Origin of the sequence: Streptomyces sp. NPDC059994, from assembly GCF_042737755.1 — a bacterium.
In the GTDB taxonomy this organism is placed as follows: domain Bacteria; phylum Actinomycetota; class Actinomycetes; order Streptomycetales; family Streptomycetaceae; genus Streptomyces.
The window spans coordinates 1-25,629 of sequence record NZ_JBHWUR010000108.1 but is presented as its reverse complement, the minus strand read 5'-3'; the positions used below and the strand labels follow the sequence as shown (position 1 = coordinate 25,629).

The window sequence follows — 25,629 nt, the reverse complement described above, 5'->3', positions numbered from 1 at the left end:
CTTGGGGGGTTATGTTTTTGGCGTGCTCCCGGTTCCCGGGGGGGTGGTGGGGGTGGGCGCGGGTACCCGCGGCGGGGCGGGGGCGGGGGGCCCCCCCCCCAAGGCGGGGCTCCGGGGCCGTGTCAGGCGCGGGCTCGGAGACCGGGGAAGCATCCGCAGGGTCGGGGTCCGGGGCGGAGCCCCGAAGGCGGGGCGCAGGGGCCGCAGGTCCCGCAAGGGGGGCCGGGGGCGAAGCCCCCGGGGAACTCTCCCCCTCCTCCACCACTCCCCCGGCCGCCCGCCGAGGCCACGCGGCGGAGCCGCCGATGTCACTGCCGGGAAGGGGCGGGGTGGGCGGGGTGGGGAAATCCCCGGAGGAACCCCCCGGCCCCCGCCCCAGCGCACGCCGAGCCCCCCGCGCAGCGGGAACGTCCGGGTCGTCGACGGTGGGCAAGAGGCGGTCCAGGGGGTGCGGAGCGGGCGGTACGAGGCAGCGCGGGCGGCGCGGGCCGCACGGCGCAGGCTAGTGCTACCGGCCCCGCAGACGCCGTACGAGAATGCTCGCGTCGCCCCGGGACTCCAGATCGGCCAGGACCACCGCGACGGCCTCGCGGACGATCCGCCCGCGGTCGACGGCGAGCCCGTGCTCTCCGCGCAGGACCAGGCGCGCGTGCTCCAGGTCCATCAGCTCCTCCGCGGAGACGTACACCGTGATCTTCTCGTCGTGGCGCTCGCGCCCGCTGGGCCGCCGGTTGGCCGCCCGGGCCCGCCGCCGCTGCGCCGCGGTGCTGGGGGCGGCCGGAGCGCCCGGACGGGCCCCCTTGGCGGCCTCGCCGGACGCGGTGGCCGTGCGGCTGCGGGGCTCGCCCGACGCCGGATCCTCCTCCGCCGCCGAGTGCTCGGCCCGCGCCGCGGACTCGTCCGTGACCGGGTCGCTCTCGCCCGCCGGTCCGGGCACCCTCGCCTCGCCGTTGGTCCGCCTCGGGGTGGAGGACTGGAGTGCCATTCCTCCGGTCGTACGGAACAGTTCGTCGGCCCCGGGCAGACTCACTCGGCGTGACACCGGGCGAGCACCTCCCTGGCGAGCTGGCGATAGGCGGCGGCGCCCACGGAGTTGGACGCGTACGTCGTGATCGGCTCGCCGGCGACCGTGGTCTCCGGGAAGCGCACGGTACGGCCGATCACCGTGTGGTAGACGTGGTCGTCGAAGGCCTCGACCACCCGGGCCAGGACCTCGCGGCTGTGCACCGTACGGGAGTCGTACATGGTCGCGAGGATGCCGTCGAGCTCCAGGTCGGGGTTGAGCCGCTCCTGGACCTTCTCGATCGTCTCGGTCAGCAGGGCCACACCGCGCAGCGCGAAGAACTCGCACTCCAGCGGCACGATCACCTTGTGAGCCGCCGTCAGGGCGTTGACGGTGAGCAGGCCGAGCGAGGGCTGACAGTCGATCACGATGTAGTCGTAGTCGGCCATCAGGGGCTTCAGGGCGCGCTGGAGCGTCGACTCCCGGGCCACCTCGCTCACCAGCTGCACTTCGGCGGCGGAGAGGTCGATGTTGCTCGGCAGCAGGTCCATGTTGGGAACCGCGGTCTTGAGCAGGACCTCGTCGGCCGACATGCCCCGCTCCATGAGCAGGTTGTAGACCGTGAGGTCGAGCTCCATCGGGTTCACGCCCAGGCCCACCGAGAGGGCGCCCTGCGGGTCGAAGTCGACGAGCAGCACCCGGCGTCCGTACTCCGCGAGCGCGGCACCCAGGTTGATGGTCGACGTGGTCTTGCCGACGCCGCCCTTCTGGTTGCACATCGCGATGATCTTCGCGGGACCGTGGTCGGTCAGCGGACCCGGGATCGGGAAGTACGGCAGCGGCCGTCCGGTCGGGCCGATCCGCTCACGGCGCTGGCGTGCGGCGTCGGGGGCGAGGGTGGCCGCGTACTCGGGGTCGGGCTCGTATTCGGCGTCGGGGTCGTAGAAGTGCCCCTGGGGCACATCCTCAAAGTCGGCGAGAGCAGCGGTGTCCCGGCCACTCTCGTTGCCGGCCATGGCGTTCACGTGTAGGCCGTCCATCATCCGTGGGGCTGTCGTCATGTGCGGGGTGGTTGCGAAGGTGCGGACCGCGACGGAGCCGACAGCCTCAGCAGGCCCCGAAGGGCCATGGCCCCGTGCGGGCATCCCTGGTTGACCACCTCCAGGAGTAAATGTCGACTCATTCACAAGTCGTCTTACCTCCTTGGAAGTGACCAGGAAACTTTATCGATAGGTCAGCGTGGCACCATGCCGACGGTTGGCGACTCTATGGCGTGTCACCGGTCCGCAGCAACACAATCCGCCGGACCCGGCCGGATGTGTCGGCAACCGAACACCGCTCTGTCAAGGGCGTACGGGCATCAGAGCGCGAGTTTCAGGGGTGCGCGAAACGGTTAAAGAGTTACGTTCGAGGCGAGTTGAGCGAGCCTGCCACACTCCGGTGGAAGTGTCGCGATACACATCCGGCCGGACCTTGGGCGACAAGGTCCGGCCGGGTGGGTGAGGTTGACGGCGCGCGTTGACGAACCGTTTCGTCAGAGCGCTACCACAGCGCTCGGATCAGCCGAGGAGCGTGCTCAGCTCGACGGTCTCCAGGCCGTGGGCCTCGGCGACGGGGCCGTAAACGACCTGGCCGTCATGGGTGTTGAGGCCCAGCGCGAGCGCGGGGTCGCGGCGCAGCGCCTCGGCCCAGCCGTTGTTCGCCAGCGAAACGATGTAGGGCATCGTGGCGTTGGTGAGCGCGTAGGTGGAGGTGTTGGGCACCGCGCCGGGCATGTTGGCGACGCAGTAGAAGACCGAGTCGTGGACCATGAAGGTCGGCTCGGCGTGGGTGGTGGGACGCGAGTCCTCGAAGCAGCCGCCCTGGTCGATCGCGATGTCGACAAGGACACTTCCGGGCTTCATCTTGGCGACGAGCTCGTTGGTGACCAGCTTCGGGGCCTTGGCGCCCGGGATGAGGACGGCGCCGATGACGAGGTCGGCCTCGATGACGGCCTTCTCCAGCTCGTAGGCGTTGGAGACGATCGTCTGCACCTTGGTGCCGAAGACCTTGTCGGCCTCGCGGAGCTTGTTGATGTCCTTGTCGAGCAGGGTCACGTGGAAGCCCATGCCGACGGCGATCTGGGTGGCGTTCCAGCCGGAGACGCCACCGCCGATGACGACGGCCTTGCCGGCGTGGGTGCCGGGGACGCCGCCGGGCAGGACGCCGCGGCCGCCGACCGAGCGCATCAGGTGGTACGCGCCGACCTGCGGGGCGAGGCGGCCCGCGACCTCGGACATCGGAGCGAGCAGCGGCAGCGCGCGGCCCGCGGTCTCCACCGTCTCGTACGCGATGGCGGTGGTGCCGGACTCCAGGAGGGCGTCCGTGCACTCGCGGGACGCGGCGAGGTGCAGGTAGGTGAAGAGCGTCTGGTCCTTGCGGAGGCGGTGGTACTCCTCGGCGATGGGCTCCTTGACCTTCAGCAGCAGGTCAGCGGTGGCCCACACCTCGTCGGCGGTGCCCAGGATCTCGGCGCCGGCGGCCACGTACTCGGCGTCCGTGATCGACGAGCCGGCACCGGCGTTCTGCTCGATGACGACCTGGTGGCCGTGGCGCACCAGCTCGTGCACGCCGGCGGGGGTGATGGCCACCCGGAACTCGTTGTTCTTGACCTCGCGGGGGATGCCGACCTTCACGTCGATCACGGTCCTTGGCTCAGGGGATGAAGGGGGTGTAATGCATTCATACCCGGATGCACCAAGGCGCACCGGGATACACCGCAAGTAGGAGCGGCGGAGCCAGTCTAATGAAGGTTTTCCTGCTGTCTACCCTTACAAACAACTAATCTTTGGCCGAAGCGCTGCGGATTTCGTAGGCCGGAGCCTCGTCTTCCTCCCCACTTCCTCCGTCAGGCCCCAACAGGGTCTCGGCGGCGCCCCGGTGCAGCCTGGCCCCCGCCGGGTCTCCCAGCCGGTCGAGGGTGTCCGCGAGGCGCAGCTGGAGCGCGGCCTGGAGACGCAGATCACCGGCCTGCCTCGCCCACTCGACCGCCTCGCGGCAGGTGCGCAGCGACTCCTCGGGCCGCCCGGCGTACTCCTGCACCCGGGCCGCCTCGCTCAGCGCCCGCGCCTGGCTCGGCAGATCGCCGATACGGCGGTATCCGGCCACCGCGGCGCGCCAACTGCGGAGTGCCTCGCCGTAGCGGCCCGCGTAGGTGAGCACCGCGCCGATACGCCCGTAGAGGCGCGCCTCGTCCTCCCGCTCTCCCCGGGCGAGGCGCTGCGCCAGGGCCCGCCCGTACCAGTCGGCGGCCCGCGTCCAGTCGCCCCGCTCCTGGTGGGCGCCGCCTACGGATTCCATCGCGCGGCCCGTCGCGTACGGGTCGTTCGCGGCCCGGCCCGCGTCCAGGGCCGCCCGGTAGCGCACCAGCGCGTCACCGGTGCGCCCGGCCTCCGCGTCCAGATCGCCCAGATTGAGCAGGGCCGCGGCTTTCTCCCGGTGCAGCCCGCGCCGCTCGGCGACGTCGAGAACCAGCTGGTGCAGACCATAGAGATCGGGTGCGGCCTCCCCGGTCCCGCGGTGCGCGGCCAGCGCCCGGACCAGGGCCGCGACCAGCCTTCTGGCCAGCGTGTCCAGCTCGCCGTCCTCGACCGCGAGCCGGGCGGCCGCCAGCAGCGCGGGCCGGCGGGCCTCCAGCCATGCGGCGGCCAGCCGCTCGTTGGGGAAGCGCAGGGCGCGGGGCAGCCCGGCGAGCTTCTTGCGGGCCGCGGAGCCGTCGGGCTCGGTGACCGCCCGGCAGGACTGGAGCAGCCGTACGGTCCGCTCCAGCATCCGGGCCCGGGCCAGTTGGAGCTCGCCGGGCCGGTCGGCGGCCTCCGCGAGCCTGTGCAACAGCGGAGCCAGCCAGCCGGGCACCGCGTACTGGGCGGGCTGCTCCTCCGGGTCGCCGAAGACCCTCAGCAGCCCGTATGCGACGAAGTCCTCCAGGGTGTTCTGGGCCGCCGACACCGAGCACCCGGCGAGCGCCGAGGCGGTCTGGGCGTCCACGATCCCGGCCGGGGTGAGCGGGAGCAGCCGCAGCAGCCGGGCGGTGGGCCGCGGCAGCGACTCGTACACCAGCCGGAAGGCACGCACCAACGGGCGCTCCGCGACGGGCAGTTGGCCGCCCAGGGGCCCGCCCTCATCGGGTAGCGCGTGCAACCGCTTGGCGACATCGGAGACGGCCGCCTGGGGCCGGGCCGCCAGCCAGCCGCCGACCAGGGCGATGGCGGCGGGCACTCCCGCGCACTCCTCGACCAGGTTCTCGGCGGTGCGCGGGTCCACCGTGATCCGTACCGCGCCGGTGAAGCTCTCCAGGAATTCGACGGCCGCCCTGGAGTCGAGGCCGCCGAGGGTGCAGGGCCGGACGTCCGGGACGCCGGTGAGGGGTCCGCGGGCGGTCGCCACGACCAGGCAGTCGGCGTTCTGCGGCAGCAGCGGGTCGACCTGGTCGGCGCCGACCGCGTCGTCGAGCAGCAGCAGCGCCCTTCGCTGGGTGAGCGCCTCGCGCACCAGCTGGGCCAGCTCGTCCTCACCGCCGCCGGGCGGCACCGGGACCTCAAGGGCGTCGAGCAGATCGCGGGCCACCCGCTCGGCGGGGACCGGGGTGCCGCCGGGTTCGCGCAGGGACGCGCGCAGCACCCCGTCGGGGTAGTCGGCGGCGAGCCGGCGGGCCAGCTCCTCGGCGAGGGCGGTCCGCCCGGAGCCGGGGCGTCCGGCGATCAGCAGCACCCGGGCGCGCGGCGACTTGCGACCGGACAGGGTGTCGAGCCCCGCCCGCTCCACGTCCTCGCGCAGCTCCTTCAACTCCCGCTGGCGGCCGAAGAACTGACGGCCGGTCGCCTCCGGCGCGCACGGCTCGCACCCCGCGGCAGAGCCGCCCACGTCCACCGCCTGCTCCGTCACGGGCCACGCTCCGTCCGCTGCGCACGAGCCGAGCCCGGCGGGTCTCCGCACGGGCGTTCCGAGCGTAGTTCACGCGGGGTCAGCGGCCCGGCGGAGCGCGGCGGGCAGGTCGCCCGATCGGATCAGCGGATCGCCGGACGGACATACCGGCGGGTACGCCGGACGGGCCGGCGCGCTCCTCGCGCACCGGCCCGTCGACGGCTCGAAATCTCCGAGCGGCTCACCTCCGCGAGCGGCTCACTTCTCGAACGGTCGGGCCGGCCAGGGCGCCTCGGCCGGGCGCAGCGCCTCAAGACCGGACCCCGCCTGTGCGGCCGTGAGCGCGAGGACGCCCACCACCAGGCAGTTGTTGTGCAGCTCACCGGCGAGCACACCCCGGACGAGCTCGTCGACGGGCACCCGGGCCAGCTCCATGTCGGCCTCCTCCTCGGAGACCTCGAAGCGCTCGCCCTCCGCCTCGGAGAGATCGCGGGCGAGGAAGATCCGTACGGCCTCGTCGCAGCCGCCGGGCGTGGTGTAGACGTCGGTGAGGACCCGCCAGTCCTCGGCCTTGACGTGCGCCTCCTCGTACAGCTCGCGCTGGGCGGCGTGCAGCGGGTTCTCGCCGGGCACGTCGAGCAGCCCGGCCGGGATCTCCCACAGCTTGTGGCGCACCGGGTGGCGGTACTGGCGCAGCACCAGGACCCGGCCCGCGCCGTCGAGGGCGAGGACGGCCACGGAGCCCGGGTGGACCTGGTAGTCGCGGCGCGCGACCGTGCCGTCGGGCATGACCACGTCGTCGGTGCGGACGCTGGTCTTGTTGCCCTCGAACGGGGTCGTGGTGGCGACGACCCGCCATTCCTCGGAGGTGTCCTGGAGCTGCATCGATGTCCTCCCGCAAAAAGCGAAAACCGGGGTACGCGTCCCGAAGGACCCGTACCCCGGCAACCGTATCGTCTGGTTACTTCTTGCCGTTCTTCCGCGCGGCTTCCTGCCGCTCGACGGCCGCCTTCACCAGACCCGCGAAGAGCGGGTGCGGGCGGGTCGGGCGGGAGCGCAGCTCCGGGTGCGCCTGGGTGGCGACCAGGTAGGGGTGCACCTCGCGCGGGTACTCGACGTACTCGACGAGCTTGTTGTCGGGGGACGTGCCCGAGAAGACGATGCCCGCCTTCTTCTCCAGCTCCGCGCGGTAGGAGTTGTTGACCTCGTAGCGGTGGCGGTGGCGCTCCTCGACGTACGGCTGGTCGCCGTAGACCTCGCGCACGATCGAGCCCTCGGCGAGCTTCGCCGGGTACATGCCCAGGCGCATGGTGCCGCCCAGGTCGCCCGCGCCCTCGACGTACGCCAGCTGCTCCTCCATCGTCGAGATGACGGGGTGGGCGGTGGCGGCGTCGAACTCGGTGGAGTTGGCGTCCGGGATGCCGGCCAGGTTGCGGGCGGCCTCGATCACGATGCACTGCAGGCCCAGGCAGATGCCGAGCAGCGGCACCTTGTTCTCGCGGGCGTACTGGATCGCGCCGATCTTGCCGTTGACGCCGCGGTCGCCGAAGCCGCCGGGCACCAGGATCGCGTCCACGTCACCGAGGTTCTTCTTGGCGCCGGCCGGGGTCTTGCAGTCGTCCGAGGTGACCCACTTGACCGTGACGCGGGCCTTGTTGGCGAAGCCGCCGGCGCGCATGGCCTCGGTGATCGAGAGGTAGGCGTCGGGCAGGTCGATGTACTTGCCGACGAGCGCGACGGTGACCTCGTGCTGCGGGTTGTGGACCCGGTCGAGAAGGTCGTCCCACTGCGTCCAGTCCACATCGCGGAACGGCAGGTCCAGCTTGCGGACGACGTACGCGTCCAGGCCCTCGGTGTGCAGCACCTTGGGGATGTCGTAGATCGACTTGGCGTCGATGGCGGCGACCACCGCGGCCTCGTCGACGTCGCACATCAGCGAGATCTTGCGCTTGATGGACAGCGGCACCTCGCGGTCGGCGCGCAGCACGATCGCGTCGGGCTGGATGCCGATGTTGCGCAGGGCGGCGACCGAGTGCTGGGTCGGCTTGGTCTTCAGCTCGCCGGAGGGGCCGATGTAGGGCAGCAGCGAGATGTGCACGACGAAGACGTTGTCGCGGCCGACCTCGTGGCGGACCTGGCGGACGGTCTCCAGGAACGGCAGCGACTCGATGTCACCGACCGTGCCGCCCACCTCGGTGATGACGACGTCGACGTCGTCGGTGGCCATGCGGCGGATGCGGTGCTTGATCTCGTTGGTGATGTGCGGGATGACCTGCACGGTGTCGCCCAGGTACTCGCCGCGCCGCTCCTTGGCGATGACCGTGCTGTAGACCTGGCCGGTGGTGACGTTGGCCGAGCCGTCGAGGTCGACGTCGAGGAAGCGCTCGTAGTGGCCGATGTCCAGGTCGGTCTCGGCGCCGTCGTTGGTGACGAACACCTCACCGTGCTGGAACGGGTTCATCGTTCCCGGGTCGACGTTCAGGTACGGGTCGAGCTTCTGCATGGTGACGCGCAGGCCGCGCGCCTTGAGGAGCGCACCCAGGCTGGAGGCAGTCAGACCCTTGCCGAGGGAAGAGGCGACACCCCCGGTGACGAAGATGTGCTTGGTCGTCGAGGATGCCAAGGATCGAGTCTGCATGGCCAAGAGGGGGCTCCCGTGGTCGCTGTCTGAAGTGCGTGCCGGTCACCCTCTGTGGATCTCGTACAAGTTGCCGTACGAGTTTCCGGGGGGCGCCGTCGCTGCGGTTCGGGGGTTTTTTCACCACCCGGCCACGGGCTACCAGGGTATCAGCGAGTGCGGCGGCCCGCTTCCGGCCACGCTCCGCATACGCCCGGCCAACCCAGTGTGCTCCACTCACCCGGACGGCCGAACGGCGTTGGCGGAAGGCATCGGCGGATCACCCACGTGCGTCGTATCCTGCTCGGACACTCGCCGCCGAGCCGCTGGTAACACGGCGCCACCCCGGCCGTCACCCACGACATGCGCTCGTTGGCGATCCCTTGACCGCATCGCAGTAGCAGTAAGCGCCCCGCGGGGCGGACATGGCCGTTCGACTGGAGATTGCACGTGGCCGGGCGCATCGAGGATTACGCACTCATCGGAGACATGCAGACCGCCGCACTGGTCTGCCGGGACGGCACGACCGACTGGCTGTGCCTGCCACGCTTCGACTCGCACGCCGTCTTCGCCGGACTGCTCGGCACCGATGAACACGGCTTCTGGCGGATCGGCCCGGCCCATGCGGCCGACGCGCCGCCACCCCGGGCGGACCGGCGCCGCTACCGGGGCGACTCGCTGATCCTGGAGTCGGAGTGGGACACCCCGCGCGGCACGGTCCGGGTGACCGATTTCATGCCGCCGCGCGACGGCGCGCCGCAGCTGATCCGGATCGTGGAGGGCGTCAGCGGCCGGGTGCCGATGCGCAGCGCCCTGCGGATGCGTTTCAGCTACGGGCGTGTCGTGCCCTGGGTGCACAAGGTCGACACCCGTACGGTCGCGGTGGCGGGCCCCGACTCGGTCTGGCTGGACACACCGGTCGACACCTACGGCAAGAACCTCACGACGTACTCCGACTTCACCGTCTCCCCCGGTGAGCGGATCGCCTTCACGATCAGCTGGCAGCCCTCCCACAAGGAGCCGCCCGCGCTCCCGGAGCCGGAGGCGGCCCTGGAGGCGACCGAGGACTTCTGGCGCGAGTGGGTCGAGCACTGCACGTACCACGGGCCCTACCGCGAGGCCGTGGTCCGCTCACTGATCACGCTCAAGGCGCTCACCTACGCCCCCACCGGCGGCATCGTCGCCGCGCCCACCACCTCGCTGCCCGAGGACATCGGCGGCTCGCGCAACTGGGACTACCGCTACACCTGGCTGCGGGACGCGGCGATCACCCTCTCCTCGCTGCTGCGCACCGGCTACCGCGACGAGGCCCGCGCCTGGCGGGAGTGGCTGCTGCGGGCGGTCGCGGGCGACCCCGAGAACCTCCAGATCATGTACGGGATCGCGGGCGAGCGGGAGCTGGGCGAGGCCGAGCTGGACTGGCTGCCCGGCTACGAGGGCTCGGCCCCGGTCCGGGTCGGCAACGGCGCCGCCGGCCAGCTCCAGCTGGACGTGTACGGCGAGGTCACCGAGGCCCTGCACCTGGCGCACATGACGGGCCTGGCCCGCAACGACTACGCCTCGCTGCTCCAGCTCAAGCTGATCCGCTACCTGGAGGACCACTGGGACCAGCCGGACGAGGGCATCTGGGAGGTGCGCGGCCCGCGCCGCCACTTCGTGCACTCCAAGGTGATGGCCTGGGTCGCCGTCGACCGCACCATCAAGCTGATCGAGTCGGGCGACGCGGACGGCCCGCTGGAGAAGTGGCGCGAGCTGCGCGACGACATCCACCGCGATGTGTGCGAGAAGGGGTACGACAAGGAACGCAACACCTTCACGCAGTCGTACGGCTCCAAGGAGCTGGACGCCTCCCTGCTGCTGATCCCGCAGATGGGCTTCCTGCCGCCGGACGACAAGCGCGTGATCGGCACCATCGAGGCGATCCAGCGCGAGCTGTCCACCCCCGACGGGTTCATCCTGCGCTATCCGACGGCGGGCGAGGAGGCCGGCTGTGACGGTCTGGAGGGCGACGAGGGCGCGTTCCTGGCGTGCTCGTTCTGGATGGCGGACGACCTGGCCATGATCGGCCGGGTCGACGAGGCCCGGAAGCTCTTCGAGCGGCTGCTCTCGCTCCGCAACGACCTGGGGCTGCTCGCCGAGGAGTGGGACCCGCGGGAGCAGCGGCAGGTGGGCAACTTCCCGCAGGCATTCAGCCACGTTCCGCTGATCGACACGGCACTGCGGCTGACCGCTTCGGGGGCGTACGGGGGGTAGCTCGTGTAGGTTCCCAAAACTCGTGGCCAATTCTCACGAACCGTGGCCACTCGGTGGCCAGCGCTGAGACTTCGCAGGTCAGCGACGCGCCCTCGGTGGCAAAGGCCGAGGATTTGGACACAGCCGTGAGAACGAGCGGCTGGCCACGGCGTGAGACACCGCGAGAAGCCACAGGTCACAGCCTCGCCGTAGGACATGAGCGACGAGAACCTACAGCTCGCCGCGCCCGAGGGCTCCGTGTCCGCTTAGAGTGGAATTGTTCTGTCCCCTCCTGGAAGGGGGCGCGCCATGACCACCCCCTCGAAAGCGGGCACGGCCCTCGCCGAGCTCCGCGAAGACCTCGCCGGTGAGGTGTTCGCGCCGGACGATCCGGGCTACGACGAGGCCCGGACGGTCTTCAACGCCATGATCGACCGGCGCCCCGCCGTGATCGCCCAGTGCGAGTCCGACGCGGACGTGGTCACCTCCGTGCGCTTCGCGCGCGACCTGGACCTCAAGATCGCCGTACGCGGCGGCGGCCACAGCGTCTCCGGCCAGGCCCTCAACGACAACGGCCTGGTCATCGATCTGCGCCGGATGCACGAGGTGACCGTCCACCCGGCCGCCCACGCCGTCCGCGTCCAGGGCGGCGCCATCATGAGCCAGCTGGACCGGGCCACCCAGGAGCACGGCCTGGCCACCACGGGCGGGCGCGTCTCCACCACCGGCGTCGGCGGCTTCGTCCTCGGCGGCGGGTCGGGCTGGCTGGACCGCAGGTTCGGCCTTGCCGTCGACAACCTGCTCGGCGTCGAGCTGGTCACCGCCGACGGCAGCGTGGTGACGGCGAGCGCCGAGGAGAACCCCGAGCTGTTCTGGGCGCTGCACGGCGGCGGCGGCAACTTCGGCGTCGCCACCTCGATCACCCTGCGGCTGCACGATCTGCCCGAGTACTCCATCGCCATGCTGCTGTACCTGCCCGAGCGCGCCCCCGAGGTGGCGCACACCTATCGCGAGCTCATCGCGAACGGGCCGACGGAGGCGAGCGGCGGTGTCCTGTACATGACCGCACCGCCCGAGCCGTTCATCCCCGAGCACCTGGTCGGAAAGGTGCTGTGCGGCGCCCTCGTGGCCTACGCGGGCGGCGAGGAGGCCATGCGCAAGGTCGCCCAGCCGCTGATCGCCCTGGAGCACGAGGTCGAGATCGTCACGGCCATGCCGTACGTGGACATGCAGTGCATGATGGACGACCCGCCCGGGCTCCGGAACTACTGGTCGGCCGAGTATCTGACCGGACTGCCCGACGAGCTCGTGGATGTCTTCTGCTCCCTGGGCGAGTCCATCCCGACGCCCACCGGCACCCAGCACGTGATCTTCCCGCTGGGCGGCGCCATCGCCGACGGCCCCGCCGGGTACCCGGTGCCCTACCGCGACGCGGCCTGGGCCGTACACCCCTTCGGGATCTGGGAGGACCCGGCGGACGACGAGCGCTGCCGCCAGTGGGTCAAGGACGTCCGGGCCAAGGTCCAGCCGTGGTCGACCGGCGCGGTCTACCTCAACTTCACCGGCGACGAGGGCTCCGACCGGGTGGTCGCGGGCCTCGGCGCCGAGAACATGCGCCGGCTCGCCGAGGTGAAGCGCGCCTACGACCCGGACAACGTCTTCCGCTTCAACCACAACATCGCCCCGGCCTGACGGAAACGGAGAAGCGTGTCGTACCGTGACCCGCATCACCGTCCGGTACGACAAAACACGAGGTGAACCCCATTGGACAGCCAGGGCGGGATCACCGTGCAGCGCGCTCTGGAGCTGCCCGGGCTGCGCGGCGGGCTCCCCGAGGTGGTCGCCGGGGCCGAGCGCCTGGGCCGCACGGTGCGCTGGGTGCACGCGGGCGAGGTCCCCAACATCGCCTCGCTGCTCAAGGGCGGCGAGCTGCTGCTGACCACCGGCCTGGGCCTGGGCACCCGCCCCGCCGAACAGCGCACCTTCGTACGGCGCCTCGCCGAGCGGGGCATCGCCGCACTGGTCGTCGAACTCGGCCCGCGCTTCAGCCGCCTGCCCGCCACCATCGTGGACACCGCGCGGGCGGCCGGGCTGCCGCTGGTCGCGCTGCACCGCGAGGTCGCGTTCGTGACGGTGACCGAGGAGATCCACACCGAGATCGTCAACGGCCACTACGCCCTGCTCCAGCGCGCCGAGGAGGTGCACCGGCGGTGCACCGGCGCGCTGCTCTCGGGCGGCGGCGTGCCCCAGGTCCTGTCGATCCTGGCCGACTTCACAGCGAACCCGGTGTTCCTGGAGACCCCGGACGGCCAGCTGCTCTACGCGGCCGCCGGCTCCGGCGAGGCGGGCGCCGACCCGCTCCAGGTGTGGGAGGGGCTGCGCGGCCAGCGCGAGTCCCGCGAGTCGGGGCCGCCGGCCGGCGCGGTCCTGGTGGACGTGCCCGGCGGCGGCCACGGCACCGGCGCGGTACGGGCCCGGATCGCCCTGCTCGCCGTCGCCGCGCCGCTGCTGCCGGTCCACCGGATGGCGGCGGAGCGGGCCGCGGGCATCCTCGCGGTGGTGCTGATGCAGGCGCGCCAGGAGGAGGAGCTGGCGGCGCGCGGGCGCGGCGACTTCCTGACCGACCTCGCCGAGGGCCGCATCACCGCCGAGGACGCGCCCGCGCAGGCGAAGGTGCTGGGCTTCAAGCCGGGCGAGGGCCCGCTGCTGCCGGTGGTGATGCGGCTGACGTCCGAGCTGTCCCCCACCGGCAACTGGGCGGTCCTGGCGCGTGCGGTCCTGGAGGAGCTGTCCGCGGTGGGCGTGCCGGTCCTGCTCGGCGTACGGCCGGTGGAGGGCCGGGTCCCGCTGCTGCTCGGGCTGCGCTCGGAGTCGGAGCGCACGGCGGTCGCCGACCGGGTGGCGGCGGCGCTGCGGGCCGGTGTGGAGCGCGCCGGGCTCGCCCGGGCCGGGGCCCAGCCGGTGGTGGTGGTCGGGGTCGCGGGCGGCTGGGCGGCCGCGTCGGCGGGGCTGCGCCACGCGGCCGAGACCGCCGCGGCCGCGCAGGGCCTGTCGGAGCGCCCCTGGTACGACGCCCGGCGCCTGGACATCGACCTGCTGCTGTGGCGGCTGCGCGAACACCCGGACCTGGCGGCGTTCGTGGAGCGCGCCATCGGCCCGCTGCGCACCCATGACGCGGCCTCGCGCCCGCCGCTGCTGCCCACCCTGGAGACCTATCTGGCGCACGCCGGCCGCAAGGCGGAGACGGCCCGCGAGCTGCACCTCAACCGGCAGACGCTCTACAACCGGCTGGCCCGCATCGCGGAGCTGCTCGGCACGGACCTGGACGACCCGCAGACGGTACTGGCGCTGTCCCTGGCCCTGCGCGCCCGCCGCCACGTCCCGTAACCGCCCGGCCGGTCAGAGCCCCTGACGCTGGGTCAATTCGTCATAGACACTGAGCACTTGGGCCACGGTCTCGTCCTCGGTGGGCCAGCCCGCCGCCTGTACGAGCCCGGCCTCGGCGAGCTCGCGGCACCGTCCGGGGTCGGCGAGCAGCCGCGCCACGGCGTCCCCGAGCGCCGCCGCGTCCCCGTACGGCACCAGCTCGGCCGCGTCCCCGACGAGCTCCGGGATCCCGCCCACGGCGGTCGCGACCAGCGGCACCCCGAGCCGCAGCGCCTCCTGGGCCAGCAGCGAGCGCCCCTCCCAGCGGCTCGCCAGCACAGCCGCGTCGGCGGCGGCCAGCAGCTCGGTGACGTCGTCGCGCCGCCCGAGCAGCTTCACGGGCAGCGCCTCGGCCTCGATGCGCCGCTGGAGCGCGGCCCGCTGCCTGCCCTCCCCCGCGATCGCCAGCAGCGGTACGGGGTCGAGCGCCTTCCAGTGGTGGGCCGCGTCCAGGAGCACGTCGTACCCCCGGTGCTCGACCAGGCTGCCGACGGCCATCAGCAACGGCCGGTCCACGGCGCCGAGTTCTGCCCGCGCCTTGCCGTCCGGGGCGGGCGTACGGGGCCCGGGGACCGCGACCGCGGCGAGCCGGGCGTCCCGGGCGCCGCACCGCCGGGCGCGGTCGACCAGGTCGGACGAGGTGCCGAGCACCACGGCGGCCGCACGGGCCGCCCGCCGCTCCAGCACCCCCAGCAACCGGCCCCGGGCGCCCTCGGCGTGGAAGGGGGTCCCCCCTGCTCGACCGGAGCGGAGAGCTTGGGGGAAGGTGTGCCAGGTGACGACGAGGGGGATCGCGCGCCGCCCGCCCAGGGCGAGGGCGGTCCGTACGGCCGCGTGCAGCCCGTGCGCGTGCACCACGTCCGCGCCCGCGCAGACCGCCCGCAGGGCGCCGACCGCCACCGGGTCGCCGCGCCGGGGCACGGGGACGAAGTGGGCGCCCGCACCCCGGAAGTCGAACTCCCGCTCCAGCGCGGCGGGAGCGCAGACGGTGACCCGGACGCCCCGCGCGACGAGCCCCGCCGCCAGCGAGCGCACATGCGCGCTGCTGCCCGCACTGCCGCCGCCCAGCACTTGCACCGTACGCAGCTGTGACACGTGAACAGGCTCCCGGGTCGGCGGTGGGCCGGTGTGGACCCGGCCAAGGATGCCAGCCCGCACGGACGTTCCGCCCCCGTCCGGGCGTTTCCCCGTGTCGACAGGCGGCGGACCGGGCCGGGGGACCACCCACACGGGTGAACCGCGGCGGCCGGATGACCCCCGGGGGAGGGCGGAGCCGGGGCTACCCCTCCGCCCGTGCCGTCGCCAGCAGCTCCTCCGCGTGGGCCCGGGCCGTCTCGGAGTCCTCCTGGCCCGCCAGCATCCGGGAGAGCTCGCGGACGCGGTCCTCGCCCTCCAGGACGGTGACACCGGACCGGGTGACCGTGCCGTCGCTGGTCTTCTCCACCAGGAGCTGGCGGTCCGCGAAGGCCGCCACCTGGGGCAGATGGGTGACCACCACGACCTGCGCCGACTTGGCGAGCTTCGCCAGGCGCCGGCCGATCTCGACCGCCGCCCGCCCGCCGACGCCCGCGTCGACCTCGTCGAAGAGGTACGTGGGCACCGGGTCCGTTCCCGCGAAGACCACCTCGACCGCGAGCATCACCCGGGAGAGCTCACCGCCCGACGCGCCCTTGGCGATCGGCCGCGCCGGGGCGCCCGGGTGCGGGGCGAGCAGCAGCTCCACCTCGTCCGCGCCGGTCGGCCCGTACGCCACGGTCCGCCCGTCCACCTCGACGCCCTCGGCGTCCTCCACCTGCCGTACCGCGAACGACACCCGCGCGTGCGGCATCGCGAGCGACGCCAGCTCGGCCGTCACCGCGTCCGCGAAGCGCGCCGCGGCCTCGGTGCGGGCGTCGGTCAACTCCTGCGCCAGGACGGACAGCTCACCGCGCAGCCCGTCCCGCTCGGCCGTCAGCTCGCCGATCCGGTCGTCGTCGCCGTCCAGCTCGGTCAGCCGGGCGGCGCCCTGCTGCGCCCAGGCGAGTACGGCCTCGATACCGTCGCCGTACTGGCCGTACTTACGGGTGAGCCCGGTCAGCGCGGCCCGCCGCTCCTCCACGGCCGCGAGCCGCAGGGGGTCGGCGTCGAGGTCGTCCGCGTACCCGGCGAGCTCGCCCGCCACGTCGCCGAGGAGGATTCCGACCTCGCCGATGCGCTCGGCCAGCGCGGCCAGCGCGGGGTCGTGCGACCGTACGGCGTCCAGGGCCCGGTGCGCGCCCGCGACCAGGGTGGTCGCGTCGACGCTCTCCGGGTCCTCGGGGTTGCCCGCGAGGGCGGCGTGCGCGAGGGCGGCCGCGGACGCCAGCGCCTCGGCGTGCCCGAGCCGTCCGGCCTCGGCGGCGAGTTCCGTGTCCTCACCCGCCAGCGGCTCGACCGCCGCGATCTCGTCGAGCCCGAACCGCAGCAGATCGGCCTCCTGCGCCCGCTCGCGCGCCCGCGTGGTCAGCTCCTCCAGATCCCCGACGACGGCCCGCAGCCGCCGGTACGCCTCCGCGTACTTGGCCAGCGGCCCGGCCACGGCGTCCCCGGCGTACCGGTCCAGCGCCTCCCGCTGCCGGGCAGGCCTGAGCAGCCCCTGCTGATCGGTCTGCCCATGGACGGCGACCAGCTCGTCGGCCAGCTCCGCGAGGACGCCGACCGGCACGGAGCGCCCGCCGAGGAACGCCCGCGAGCGGCCCTCCGCCGAGACGGTACGGCTGACCAGCAGCGCGCCCTCGTCGAGCTCCGCCCCGGCCTCCTCCGCGCGGATCGCCGCGGTGGCGCCCGCGCGCAGCGCGATCCGCCCCTCGACGACCGCCGACTTGGCGCCGATCCGCACCAGCGCGGGGTCGGCGCGCCCGCCGAGCAGCAGCCCCAGACTGGTGACGACCATGGTCTTGCCCGCACCGGTCTCGCCGGTCACCGCGGTGAACCCGGGCGACAGCTCGACGACAGCGTCGTCGATGACCCCGAGCGACCGTATCCGCATCTCCTCCAACACGCCCCCGACCTTACGAGGTCCGCCCCCCGGTTTGCGACGCCCCCCACACGCTCACCCTCCCGGTTGACCCGCACGCACGTTTTGCCCCACCCCGCCCCTTCCCTCTGTGACATTCGCGGCTCCGCGGCGCGGCCTCCAGGGGTGGGGGGAGGCGTTCTCCCGGGGGCTACGCCCCCAGACCCCCTTCCGTCTGCGGACCGGTGGGGGCTACTCGCGCAGTTCCCCGCGCCCCTTTTCGGCCCGGTGTTCGTCCGCGGGTCGGCTGTGGCTGCTCGCGCAGTTCCCCGCGGCCCCTTTTTGGCCCGGTATTCGTCCGCGGGTCGGCTGTGGCTGTTCGCGCAGTTCCCCGCGGCCCCTTTTTGGCCCGGTATTCGTCCGCGGGTCGGCTGTGGCTGTTCGCGCAGTTCCCCGCGCCCCTCAAGGCAGAAGGGGCCCGGCCAAAATTCAGCCCCTCCGGCGTGCGAGGAGCGGGCCCGGGCGCGTTCAGCCCCTCCGGCGTGCGAGGGACGGGGCCCGCACATGCAGCCCCCGGCCAGCTGCTTGAGGAGCGGGGCAGGGGCCGCAGGCCCCGCCCTTCAGGGGCGCGGGGAACTGCGCGACCAGCCCAAGACGACCCGCAGACGAACGGGGTCCGGGGGCGAAGCCCAGGTGACCCACCCACCCCCTGCAAGAGGCCCGGGGCGGAGCCCCGGAGCGGGGTGCCGGGGCCGCAGGCCCCGCCCCTTCAGGGGCGCGGGGAACTGCGCGACCAGCCCCCACCGAACCCGCAGACGAACGGGGTCCGGGGCGGAGCCCCGGAGCGGGGTGCAGGGGCCCGCAGGCCCCGCCAGGGGGTGTGGGGGCGTAGCCCCCGGGAGACCACCTTCACCCCCACCCACCCCCGGAGGGTTTAGGGAACGGGCGGGGTGGGGGGATCCACCAAGCGGGAGCGGAGCCGCCGCACCACCCCCTCCCCCACCCCCAACCCCTCCCGCACATACGCCCCCATCGACCCGTACCGCGACGCCACCTCCCCCAGCCCCGCCGCCAGATACTCCGGCACCACCCCGATCACCGCGAGCGCGATCTCCGGATCACCCCCCTGCGCCGTGAACCCCTCGATCAGCGGCGCGAACGCCTGCCGCACCGCCCCGTTGACCGACAGGTACTCCCGCTCCACCACCTCCGACGACGCCCCCAGCAGGGACAGCAGCACCGTCGCCCCCCACCCCGTACGGTCCTTGCCCGCCGTGCAGTGGAAGAGCACAGGACCCGCGTCCTCGGCCGCCAGTTCGAGCAGCAGCGTCCGGTACGCGGCCCGGGCCGACGGCGACGACACCAGGCCCCGGTACAGGTCGCCGAACACCACCTGCGCCCGGCCCCCGCCGAGGTGCTGCTCGGCCGCGACGGGGTCGGCCAGCACGTGCCGCAGCTGTGCGGCAGCCGGCGCCCCGGACCCGCTCACCGCGTCCGCCACCGCGTCGGCCACCGCGTCCGCCAGCACGTCCGCGACGACGAGCCGCGCCCCGTCCGGCAGCCGGTCGGGCCGCTCGGCCCGCTCGGCGTCCGTACGGAGGTCGACGACCGTACGGATCCCGAGCCCGGCCACCGCCGGGTCCCCGCCCGGGTCGAACCGTTCGAGCGCCCCGGCCCGGAAGACCAGGCCGGGCCGGACCGTACGGCCCCCGGCGAGCGGCGTACCGCCGAGATCGCGGAGGTTGGCGACGCTGGTGGCGGGGATCGCGGTCATGGGCGGACGCACTCCTGTACAGGGGGAGGGGGCGGGAGGGGGCGGGGAACATGGCCTGGACTCGTCCATGTGTGCCCCCATCCGCCCCGAAACGTAACAACGCCCCCCACACCACCGCCCAACCCCGGAACTCCGCCGTCCCCCGCGTCCCACTGCCCCCATTGGCCGCACTCATGAACAGCCCCGCGTCCTGGACGGCGGCCGTCCCCGGCACCGTCACCGTGCCTACCGTCCGCCGGCTCGCCCCGGCTCGCCCCGGCTCGCCCCGGCTCGCCCCGGCTCGCCCCGGCTCGCCCCGGCGTCCGTCGAGCAGGCGCCGGTGAACAAACGCGGCCGGGCCGCGGCTCAGCCGCAGCAGCACCGGCGCCGCCACCCCCGTGATCCGGCGGTAGGTGTCGAGGAGTCCGTCGCCGTCCGCGTCGTACGAGAGCACCACGCCCTGGCCGGGGGGCGCCGCCGGATTCAGGAAGCCGGGCCGACCCCGGCACCCCGAGGCCGTTGCGCGCGACGATCCCGCCCCGTGCCCAACTGCCGTTGTTTCCAAGGGAGTCGACGCTCAGTGTCACCACCGTGCCCTCCCGCAGGGACCCCTCCCGGTACGCCGTGCCGAACTGCGCGATGTCCTTCCACAGGTCCAGTGCAGCGCCAGGACGTCGAGCAGCCGCTCCCAGCGCGGCCAGTCGGCGTACGGGCCGGTGCAGCCGTCGTGGGTGTCGTTGAGGACGAATTGGTGCGGGCCGGTGGCGGCGATCTCGACGCGCCCGCCCGAGCCGGTGACCCGGAAGCGGCCGGGACCGCCGTCGGGCAGCGGGGTCAGCCGGATCCGGTCGGCGTGCCCGGGCAGGAGCCGGAAGAGGGCGTCCCGGGCGGGTCCGGGTGTCAAGCGGGTGTGCAACCGCGGAGGGCGCCGGGGCCGCGCGCGCGGGGGGTGTCGCCCCGGCCGCGGCCCGGCGCCGATGGCTCCCGCGGTGCTCAGCACCGTACGTCTCGACGGGGTCGAGGGACTCGGCAGCTCGGTCACGGGCTCGGCGCTTCTCGTGTTGTCGGGGTGACAAAAGGCGCGTGCGGAGCGCACATCAACGGCGCGGCGGGTGCCGGGCGATGGGGCCACTGAAATGGCCGAACGCCCACGGGGAGGGAGTGTTTGAGGGCACGATGGAGGCATGCGCACTCTTGTACGAGCGGCCCTGGCGGCCGCGGTCGTGACCCTAGCCGCGGGCTGCGGAGGGCACGGCCACGACGCGCCGAAGACGGCCGGCGGAACCCTCGAAGAGATCGCGGCCCAGGCCGCCTGCAAGCCGAAGATCTCCACCAACGCGGCCGAGCTCCGGCAGGCCAACTGCGACACCAAGGACGGCCGTTACGTCCTGGCGACCTTCGCCACGGACCGCGGCCAGCGGGAGTGGATCAATGGCGCCAAGGACTACGGCGGCGCCTATCTGGTGGGCCGCAAGTGGGTCGCCGTCGGCGACGAGAACGTGGTCAACGCGCTGCGCGGCCGGCTCGGTGGCAGTGTCGAGACCGGGACCAACCATTCCGGACACCACCACATGAGCTGACCGCGCAGGGGATGCTCCCCCGGGTGGGGTGACCCGGGGGAGCCAATCAGGGGGAGCGGGTTTCCAGGCGCGTGCGCGCCCTGTCGGTCAGGCGCAGCTGCGCCCCGTGTTGATGCAGGTCACCGCCCTCCTCATCAGCGCATCGCTGAAGACGTTGATGAAGTCACCGTGATCGGTGACGGGCTTGTGGAGCTGCTCGGGGAACGAGTCGACGGCGAACCCGGGGCCCGGCGGCACGGCGTACACGATCCGCTGCTGGAGCTGCGGGATCGCCTTGAAGCCGCCCGCGCACGCACCGTTCTTGCCCGCGAAGGCGACGTGCGTCCGGTGGTTCGCGCTGTCCGTGTTCTTCCCGTCCCAGCAGCTCTGGAAATTGAAGGTGCGGACTACCTTGCTGCCCTGGGGACAGATCGGGTATTTGTCCTTGAGCTGGCGGTTCTCGAATCCGGTGCAGCTCCAGGACGCGTTGGCATTCGCGTTGCCGTTGGTGAATGCCTTCGCGTCGCCGGTGATGATCCGCAGAAAGCGCGGCATCGCGGTGACCTTGCTGACCGGATTTCCGGCGAACTTGATGGTGACCTGGACGGGCGTCTGGATCTTTCCGACGTTCTTGTCCTTGCCGCCGCCGTCCGCCTTGGCGTCGTTCTCGTTCTGGCCGTTCTGCAGACGCACTACGGGCCAGTAATACGTGGACTTGTCGCCCTGGTTGCGGCAGCTCGTACCGCCATTGGCCAGAACGGCGTCACTGGCGAAGGCATCGTTCGCCTGGTTTCCGACATAGTCGTGCATATGGTGGGCGCCATTGCTCACACCGGGCGCGACGATGACGTTGTCCGGATTCCGCTTCGCATTCTGGTTGACGCCGCAACTACTGGTGAAGAGACCGGTCGAGCCGTTGCGCTGGGTGCGGGGGGTCCGCACATTCGGCTGTACGGACCGGATGTCGACGAAGTCGCTCTTCGCGGGCCCGTTCCCAACGCCCTGCGCCTGACCACCGGCGCCCTGGCCCTGACCTTGGCCCTGCCCTTGGTTCTGTCCTTGGTTCTGTCCTTGTCCCTGGCCCTGGTTCTGGCCCTGGGCCTGCCCGGCCGCCTGCCCGGCCGCCTGGGCGGCTCCCTGGCCGCCTCCGCCGCTGTCGTCGGCGCGCAGGGTGCACGGGGCGAGCCCCTGCATTCCCTGCGGCTGCCGTCCGCCGCCGCGGCCGACGGCGCCGGCGATCCGGTCGAGCGAGGCCGTCCGCTTGTCCTTCAGCGGATCAAGTACGACCTGCTGGCCGTATCCGGGATCCCGGTCGACACGGTCTTTGTTCGAGGCGAACTTCTCGTATGCGTCGGTGATCTGTGTATCAATGGCGGCCAGTTCGCGGTCCACCTCGGGGCGGGCCGAATCCGGCACGTCCGGCAGGCTGTTGGACACGTCCGGGCAGTCGATCGTCGACACATTCCGCACCGGGGCGGCCCGTACTTGGGCCTTCCCCGGGTCGTCACTGGCCGAGGCGTACACATTCACCGCGACAAGGCCGCCCCCGCCGATGAACAGTGCCGCGGCGGCCATCGTCATCCGCCGGGGGAAGGTCGGCCGTTTTCGTATTGAGCGTCCCATGGAACTCCTTCGCTTGAAGCAGCGCGTCGTTCCATACGCATGGGGCGCGTGGGGCGTTCAACGCCCCGGCTATTTCGTAGGTATCTCCAGAAGCACCGGTCGCCCGGATCGGACGTTCAGCGCTTGACCGCGCGCAGCACCACGAACTTCGGATCGCTGGCGACGAGTTCGCTGTTGCCGAAGAGCCGCTGGAGCTTGAGGTGGTAGCCCAGGTGGCGGTTGCCCACGACCCACAACTCGCCGCCCGGCCGCAGCGCTTCGCGCGCGTCCGTGAACATCCGCGTGGAGGTGCGGTCCGTGGTGGCCTGATGGGTGTGGAACGGCGGGTTGTTGAGCACCAGGTCGGCCGTGCCCGGCGGGAACCCGCTCAGCCCGTCGCCGAGGCGGAACTCGGCGTTGTCCTCCCGGGCCGCGCCCGTACAGAGCCGGAACGTCGCCCGCGCCGAGGCGATCGCCTGGTGCGACTCGTCCGTGAACACCACCGTCGCCTCGGGGTTGGCGAGCGCCGCCGCCGTGCCCACGATGCCGTTGCCGCAGCCGAGGTCGACGACCCGGTCCGGGCCGGAGCGGGCGGGCAGGTGCTGGAGCAGGAAGCGGGTGCCCATGTCGAGGCGGTCGGCGCAGAACACGCCCGCGTAGTTGGTGACGGCGAGCCCGGAGGCCGGGCCGATGCCCATCTCCAGGGAGTACGTCAGCGGCCACGGGTTCACCGGCCGGGCGAGCTCCGGGTCCGGCTCGCAGAAGATCAGCCGGGCCTTCTTCTCGGCCAGCGAGGTCTTCGTCGAGCCTAGGAGCCGCTCGAACAGGTTCAGCGTGGAGGTGTGGATGTCCTTCACCATGCCGGTGCCGACGACCACGGTGTCCGCGTGCACACCCGGCGCGAGCCGGTGCAGCTGGTCCTCCAGGAGGGCCAGGCTCTTCGGTACGCGGACGATCAGCACGTCCACCCGGGCGGGCGGCTCGTCGTGGGTCGAGAGCAGAGTGACGGCGTCCTCCGCCACCCCCGCCCGCGCCAGGTTCGCCCGGGTCGCCTCCTGGCCGAGGAAGGACTCGCTGATCTGCGTGAGCGAGCCCGCCCCCCGGGCCGCGAGGGCGGTCGTCAGGGCGCCCCACCGGTCACCGAGGGCCACCACGGACCCCGAGAGGTCCGTGTCCTCCAGGTGCCGCAGCAGATACTCGTCGGCGGCGTCCCAGGCCCGCAGCTGATCGCGCGGGTCCTCGGGAAAGCGGGTCAGGTCGTACGGGCCCCAGGGCGTGTTCATGCGGTTCATTCCGGCCAGGCTAACCCGCCGGGGGCCCGCTCCCGCGCCACCCACGCGTGGGAACGGGGCTGGGGGCGGCCACGGCGGTCCATCGCGGTCCCGGCCCACCCCACCCCCTACGGGCGCGGGGCGGTGACATATGCGGCTCCGCCGCGTGGGCGCGACCAGCCCCCCACGGCCCGCAGCCGAACGGAATCCGCACCCCGCGAAGCGGTCACCCTCGCTCCAGATAAGCCAGCACGGCCAGCACCCGCCGGTTGTCGTCGTCGGAAACCGGCAGCCCCAGCTTCGCGAAGATATTGGACGTGTGCTTGGCGATCGCCCGCTCCGTCACCACCAGCTGCTGCGCGATCGCCGTGTTGGAGCGGCCCTGCGCCATCAGCTCCATGACCTCCCGCTCGCGCGGGGTGAGGCCGCCCAGCGGCTCGTCCCGGGACTTGCGCGTCAGGAGCTGCGAGATCACCTGAGGATCCATCGCGGTGCCGCCGCCCGCCACCCGGCGCACCGCGTCCACGAACTGCTCCGCGTCGAAGACCCGGTCCTTGAGGAGGTAGCCGACCCCGCCGTTCCCGTCGGCGAGCAGCTCGCGCGCGTACAGCTGCTCCACGTGCTGCGACAGGACCAGGACCGGCAGCCCCGGCCGGGCCCGCCGGGCGGCCAGCGCGCACTGCAGGCCCTCGTCGGTGTGCGTGGGCGGCAGCCGTACGTCGACGATGGCCACTTCCGGGTCCGACTCGGCCAGCGCCCTGGTCAGTTCGGGCCCGCTCTCGACCGCCGCGACTATCTCGAAGCCGAACGCCTCAAGGAGCCGTACGAGCCCGTCGCGGAGCAGGAAGAGATCTTCGGCTAGGACAACGCGCAAGGAATCTCCATGGTCACCATGGTGGGGCCGCCCACGGGACTGCTGACGGCCAGGACGCCGTCGAATGTACCCAGTCGCCGCTCCAGGCCGCTCAGCCCCGAGCCGCCGCCCACCCGTGCCCCGCCGCGCCCGTCGTCGGTGACCGAGATGCGCAGTGCCCCGCTCGCGTACGAGAGGTCGAGCCAGATCCGGTCGGCCTCGGCGTGCTTGACCGCGTTGGTGAGGACCTCGCTGACCGCGAAGTACGCGGCCGACTCGACCGGTGCCTCGGCGCGCCCGGCCGGCAGGTCCACGTCGAACTCGACCGGCACCGGCAGGCGCAGCGCCAGGGCGCGCACCGCGTCCCCGAGGCCGCGTTCGGCGAGGACCGGCGGGTGGATGCCCCGGACCAGGTCGCGCAGTTCGGTGAGCGCCTCGGCGGACGACTCGCGCGCCTTGACGAGCAGCGCCTTGGCCCGCGCGGGGTCCTTCTCGATCAGCGCCTCCACGGTGCCCAGGCTCATGCCCATGGCGACGAGCCGGGCCTGGGCCCCGTCGTGCAGGTCGCGCTCGATGCGGCGCAGTTCGGCGGCCGAGGTGTCCACGGCGTCGTGCCGGGTCTCGGTGAGGCGCTCCACCCGCAGCGCGAGCTCCTGCTCCCGGGTCGGCGCCAGGGAGAGGGCGGCGAGCCGGAAGTGGGCGCGGATCAGGGCCGGGTTCACGAAGAGGCCGAGGAGGGCGTAGGCGGCGCCGAGGGCGACAGCCATGTTGGCGGTGGACTGGGAGGTGACGTGGAGGAAGGTGAACCACTCGCCGCCGCCCGCCCGGTCGATCGGCTCCCAGACGCCCGCGGCGAGCACGATCCCGTACACGAAGTAGAGCGGCAGCACGGGCGCCAGGATCGCGACGAGGAAGCCCGCCGTCATGTCGGTGAACATCCACTGGAGGTCGCGCCAGGTCGCCGGGTCCTTCAGCAGCAGTCCGCACCGCTCGACCGCCCCGGTCACCCCGGACCGCTGATCGCGGGGGAGCGGGCGGTAGGGGACGGGGATGGTCACGCCCGCCCACTCCTTCGCCCACACCCGGTGCCGGTTGGCGTGGTCGCGCACCAGCTTCAGGACGTGCGGGGTGGTCAGCACGCCGATGCCGACGGGTATCAGCGCGATGGACACCACGGCCCAGGTGAACAGCGTGATGGAGACGACGACGCCCGACGCCGAGAGCACCGACCCGCGCCGGGCCGCCACCAGGGCGTCCCGTGCCTTTGTCACGATCATCGTCGTCCTCTTCCTCGCATCGCTCTTCCGGGTCCCCAGTCTCGCCGCACCACCCGGGCGCGGTCACGGGGCCGGTCCCCCCAGCCCGGGGTGTACCTACGTACACCCCTTGACCTCGTATTCAGCCCGGAAAAGGGGCGGCCCCGGGCACGGAGGTCCG

18 protein-coding genes are annotated in these 25,629 nt (G+C 72.8%); 4 read left to right on the top strand and 14 right to left on the bottom strand.

Annotated features, from left to right (window positions below; genetic code table 11):
- Window positions 1-508 precede the first annotated feature (508 nt).
- The 6 genes from ACFWA7_RS33460 to ACFWA7_RS33435 form a co-directional block, all read right to left on the bottom strand.
- Window positions 509-1,042 carry a hypothetical protein gene (locus ACFWA7_RS33460; RefSeq protein ID WP_385548193.1) on the bottom strand — a complete coding sequence of 178 codons (534 nt, stop codon included), beginning with the start codon at window positions 1,040-1,042 and terminating at the stop codon, window positions 509-511.
- Window positions 1,027-2,148, bottom strand: coding sequence for a ParA family protein (locus ACFWA7_RS33455; protein WP_385826806.1), 1,122 nt, complete (start codon window positions 2,146-2,148; stop codon window positions 1,027-1,029). The genes ACFWA7_RS33460 and ACFWA7_RS33455 overlap by 16 nt, the downstream gene beginning before the upstream one ends.
- A gap of 414 nt (window positions 2,149-2,562) precedes the next feature.
- On the bottom strand, window positions 2,563-3,678 hold the full coding sequence (gene ald / locus ACFWA7_RS33450) for an alanine dehydrogenase (RefSeq protein WP_385548199.1): 1,116 nt from the start codon (window positions 3,676-3,678) through the stop codon (window positions 2,563-2,565).
- A 145-nt stretch (window positions 3,679-3,823) separates the two neighbouring features.
- Entirely contained in the window at window positions 3,824-5,926 is a 2,103-nt protein-coding gene (locus ACFWA7_RS33445) for a tetratricopeptide repeat protein (RefSeq protein ID WP_385826804.1), read from the bottom strand.
- 237 nt (window positions 5,927-6,163) lie between these two features.
- Window positions 6,164-6,790: an NUDIX domain-containing protein gene (locus ACFWA7_RS33440; RefSeq protein WP_385548184.1), complete on the bottom strand. Its 627-nt coding sequence runs from the start codon at window positions 6,788-6,790 to the stop codon at window positions 6,164-6,166.
- Window positions 6,791-6,866: 76 nt separating this feature from the next.
- Window positions 6,867-8,543 carry a CTP synthase gene (locus ACFWA7_RS33435; RefSeq protein WP_385548181.1) on the bottom strand — a complete coding sequence of 559 codons (1,677 nt, stop codon included), beginning with the start codon at window positions 8,541-8,543 and terminating at the stop codon, window positions 6,867-6,869.
- Between the two features lie 429 nt (window positions 8,544-8,972).
- On the opposite strand from ACFWA7_RS33435, the gene ACFWA7_RS33430 reads away from it, so the two are divergent.
- The 3 genes from ACFWA7_RS33430 (at window position 8,973) to ACFWA7_RS33420 (ending at window position 14,141) form a co-directional block, all read left to right on the top strand.
- Window positions 8,973-10,775, top strand: coding sequence for a glycoside hydrolase family 15 protein (locus ACFWA7_RS33430; protein ID WP_385548177.1), 1,803 nt, complete (start codon window positions 8,973-8,975; stop codon window positions 10,773-10,775).
- A gap of 288 nt (window positions 10,776-11,063) precedes the next feature.
- A complete protein-coding gene (locus tag ACFWA7_RS33425; protein ID WP_385548174.1) occupies window positions 11,064-12,446 on the top strand; it encodes an FAD-binding oxidoreductase in 1,383 nt (460 codons plus the stop codon).
- 72 nt (window positions 12,447-12,518) lie between these two features.
- Window positions 12,519-14,141 (top strand): PucR family transcriptional regulator, encoded by a 1,623-nt coding sequence (locus ACFWA7_RS33420; RefSeq protein ID WP_385826802.1) that lies wholly within the window; start codon window positions 12,519-12,521, stop codon window positions 14,139-14,141.
- 12 nt (window positions 14,142-14,153) lie between these two features.
- Here the strand turns inward: ACFWA7_RS33420 and ACFWA7_RS33415 are convergent, their stop codons facing one another.
- The 4 genes from ACFWA7_RS33415 to ACFWA7_RS33400 all read right to left on the bottom strand — a co-directional run bounded on the left by ACFWA7_RS33415 (window position 14,154) and on the right by ACFWA7_RS33400 (window position 19,811).
- A complete protein-coding gene (locus ACFWA7_RS33415; RefSeq protein WP_385826800.1) occupies window positions 14,154-15,275 on the bottom strand; it encodes a glycosyltransferase family 4 protein in 1,122 nt (373 codons plus the stop codon).
- A gap of 184 nt (window positions 15,276-15,459) precedes the next feature.
- Window positions 15,460-17,187, bottom strand: coding sequence for a DNA repair protein RecN (gene recN / locus ACFWA7_RS33410; protein WP_385826810.1), 1,728 nt, complete (start codon window positions 17,185-17,187; stop codon window positions 15,460-15,462).
- Between the two features lie 901 nt (window positions 17,188-18,088).
- Window positions 18,089-18,928 (bottom strand): tyrosine-protein phosphatase, encoded by an 840-nt coding sequence (locus tag ACFWA7_RS33405; RefSeq protein ID WP_385550100.1) that lies wholly within the window; start codon window positions 18,926-18,928, stop codon window positions 18,089-18,091.
- Window positions 18,929-19,490: 562 nt separating this feature from the next.
- The gene (locus tag ACFWA7_RS33400) at window positions 19,491-19,811 is read right to left on the bottom strand and encodes a hypothetical protein (RefSeq protein ID WP_385826798.1); all 321 of its coding nucleotides are present in this window, start codon (window positions 19,809-19,811) and stop codon (window positions 19,491-19,493) included.
- 280 nt (window positions 19,812-20,091) lie between these two features.
- Here ACFWA7_RS33400 and ACFWA7_RS33395 point away from each other — a divergent pair, with 280 nt between their 5' ends.
- Complete coding sequence (locus tag ACFWA7_RS33395) at window positions 20,092-20,487, top strand: hypothetical protein (RefSeq protein WP_385550093.1); 396 nt, start codon at window positions 20,092-20,094, stop codon at window positions 20,485-20,487.
- A gap of 87 nt (window positions 20,488-20,574) precedes the next feature.
- Here ACFWA7_RS33395 and ACFWA7_RS33390 read toward each other — a convergent pair whose 3' ends face one another.
- The 4 genes from ACFWA7_RS33390 to ACFWA7_RS33375 form a co-directional block, all read right to left on the bottom strand.
- Window positions 20,575-22,089 carry a DUF1996 domain-containing protein gene (locus ACFWA7_RS33390; RefSeq protein WP_385826796.1) on the bottom strand — a complete coding sequence of 505 codons (1,515 nt, stop codon included), beginning with the start codon at window positions 22,087-22,089 and terminating at the stop codon, window positions 20,575-20,577.
- Between the two features lie 116 nt (window positions 22,090-22,205).
- Entirely contained in the window at window positions 22,206-23,351 is a 1,146-nt protein-coding gene (locus ACFWA7_RS33385) for a methyltransferase (protein ID WP_385826808.1), read from the bottom strand.
- 214 nt (window positions 23,352-23,565) lie between these two features.
- Window positions 23,566-24,213 (bottom strand): LuxR C-terminal-related transcriptional regulator, encoded by a 648-nt coding sequence (locus ACFWA7_RS33380; RefSeq protein ID WP_385826794.1) that lies wholly within the window; start codon window positions 24,211-24,213, stop codon window positions 23,566-23,568.
- Window positions 24,198-25,469, bottom strand: a complete 1,272-nt coding sequence (locus ACFWA7_RS33375; RefSeq protein ID WP_385550084.1) for a sensor histidine kinase — start codon at window positions 25,467-25,469, stop codon at window positions 24,198-24,200. The genes ACFWA7_RS33380 and ACFWA7_RS33375 overlap by 16 nt, the downstream gene beginning before the upstream one ends.
- Window positions 25,470-25,629: the final 160 nt, after the last annotated feature.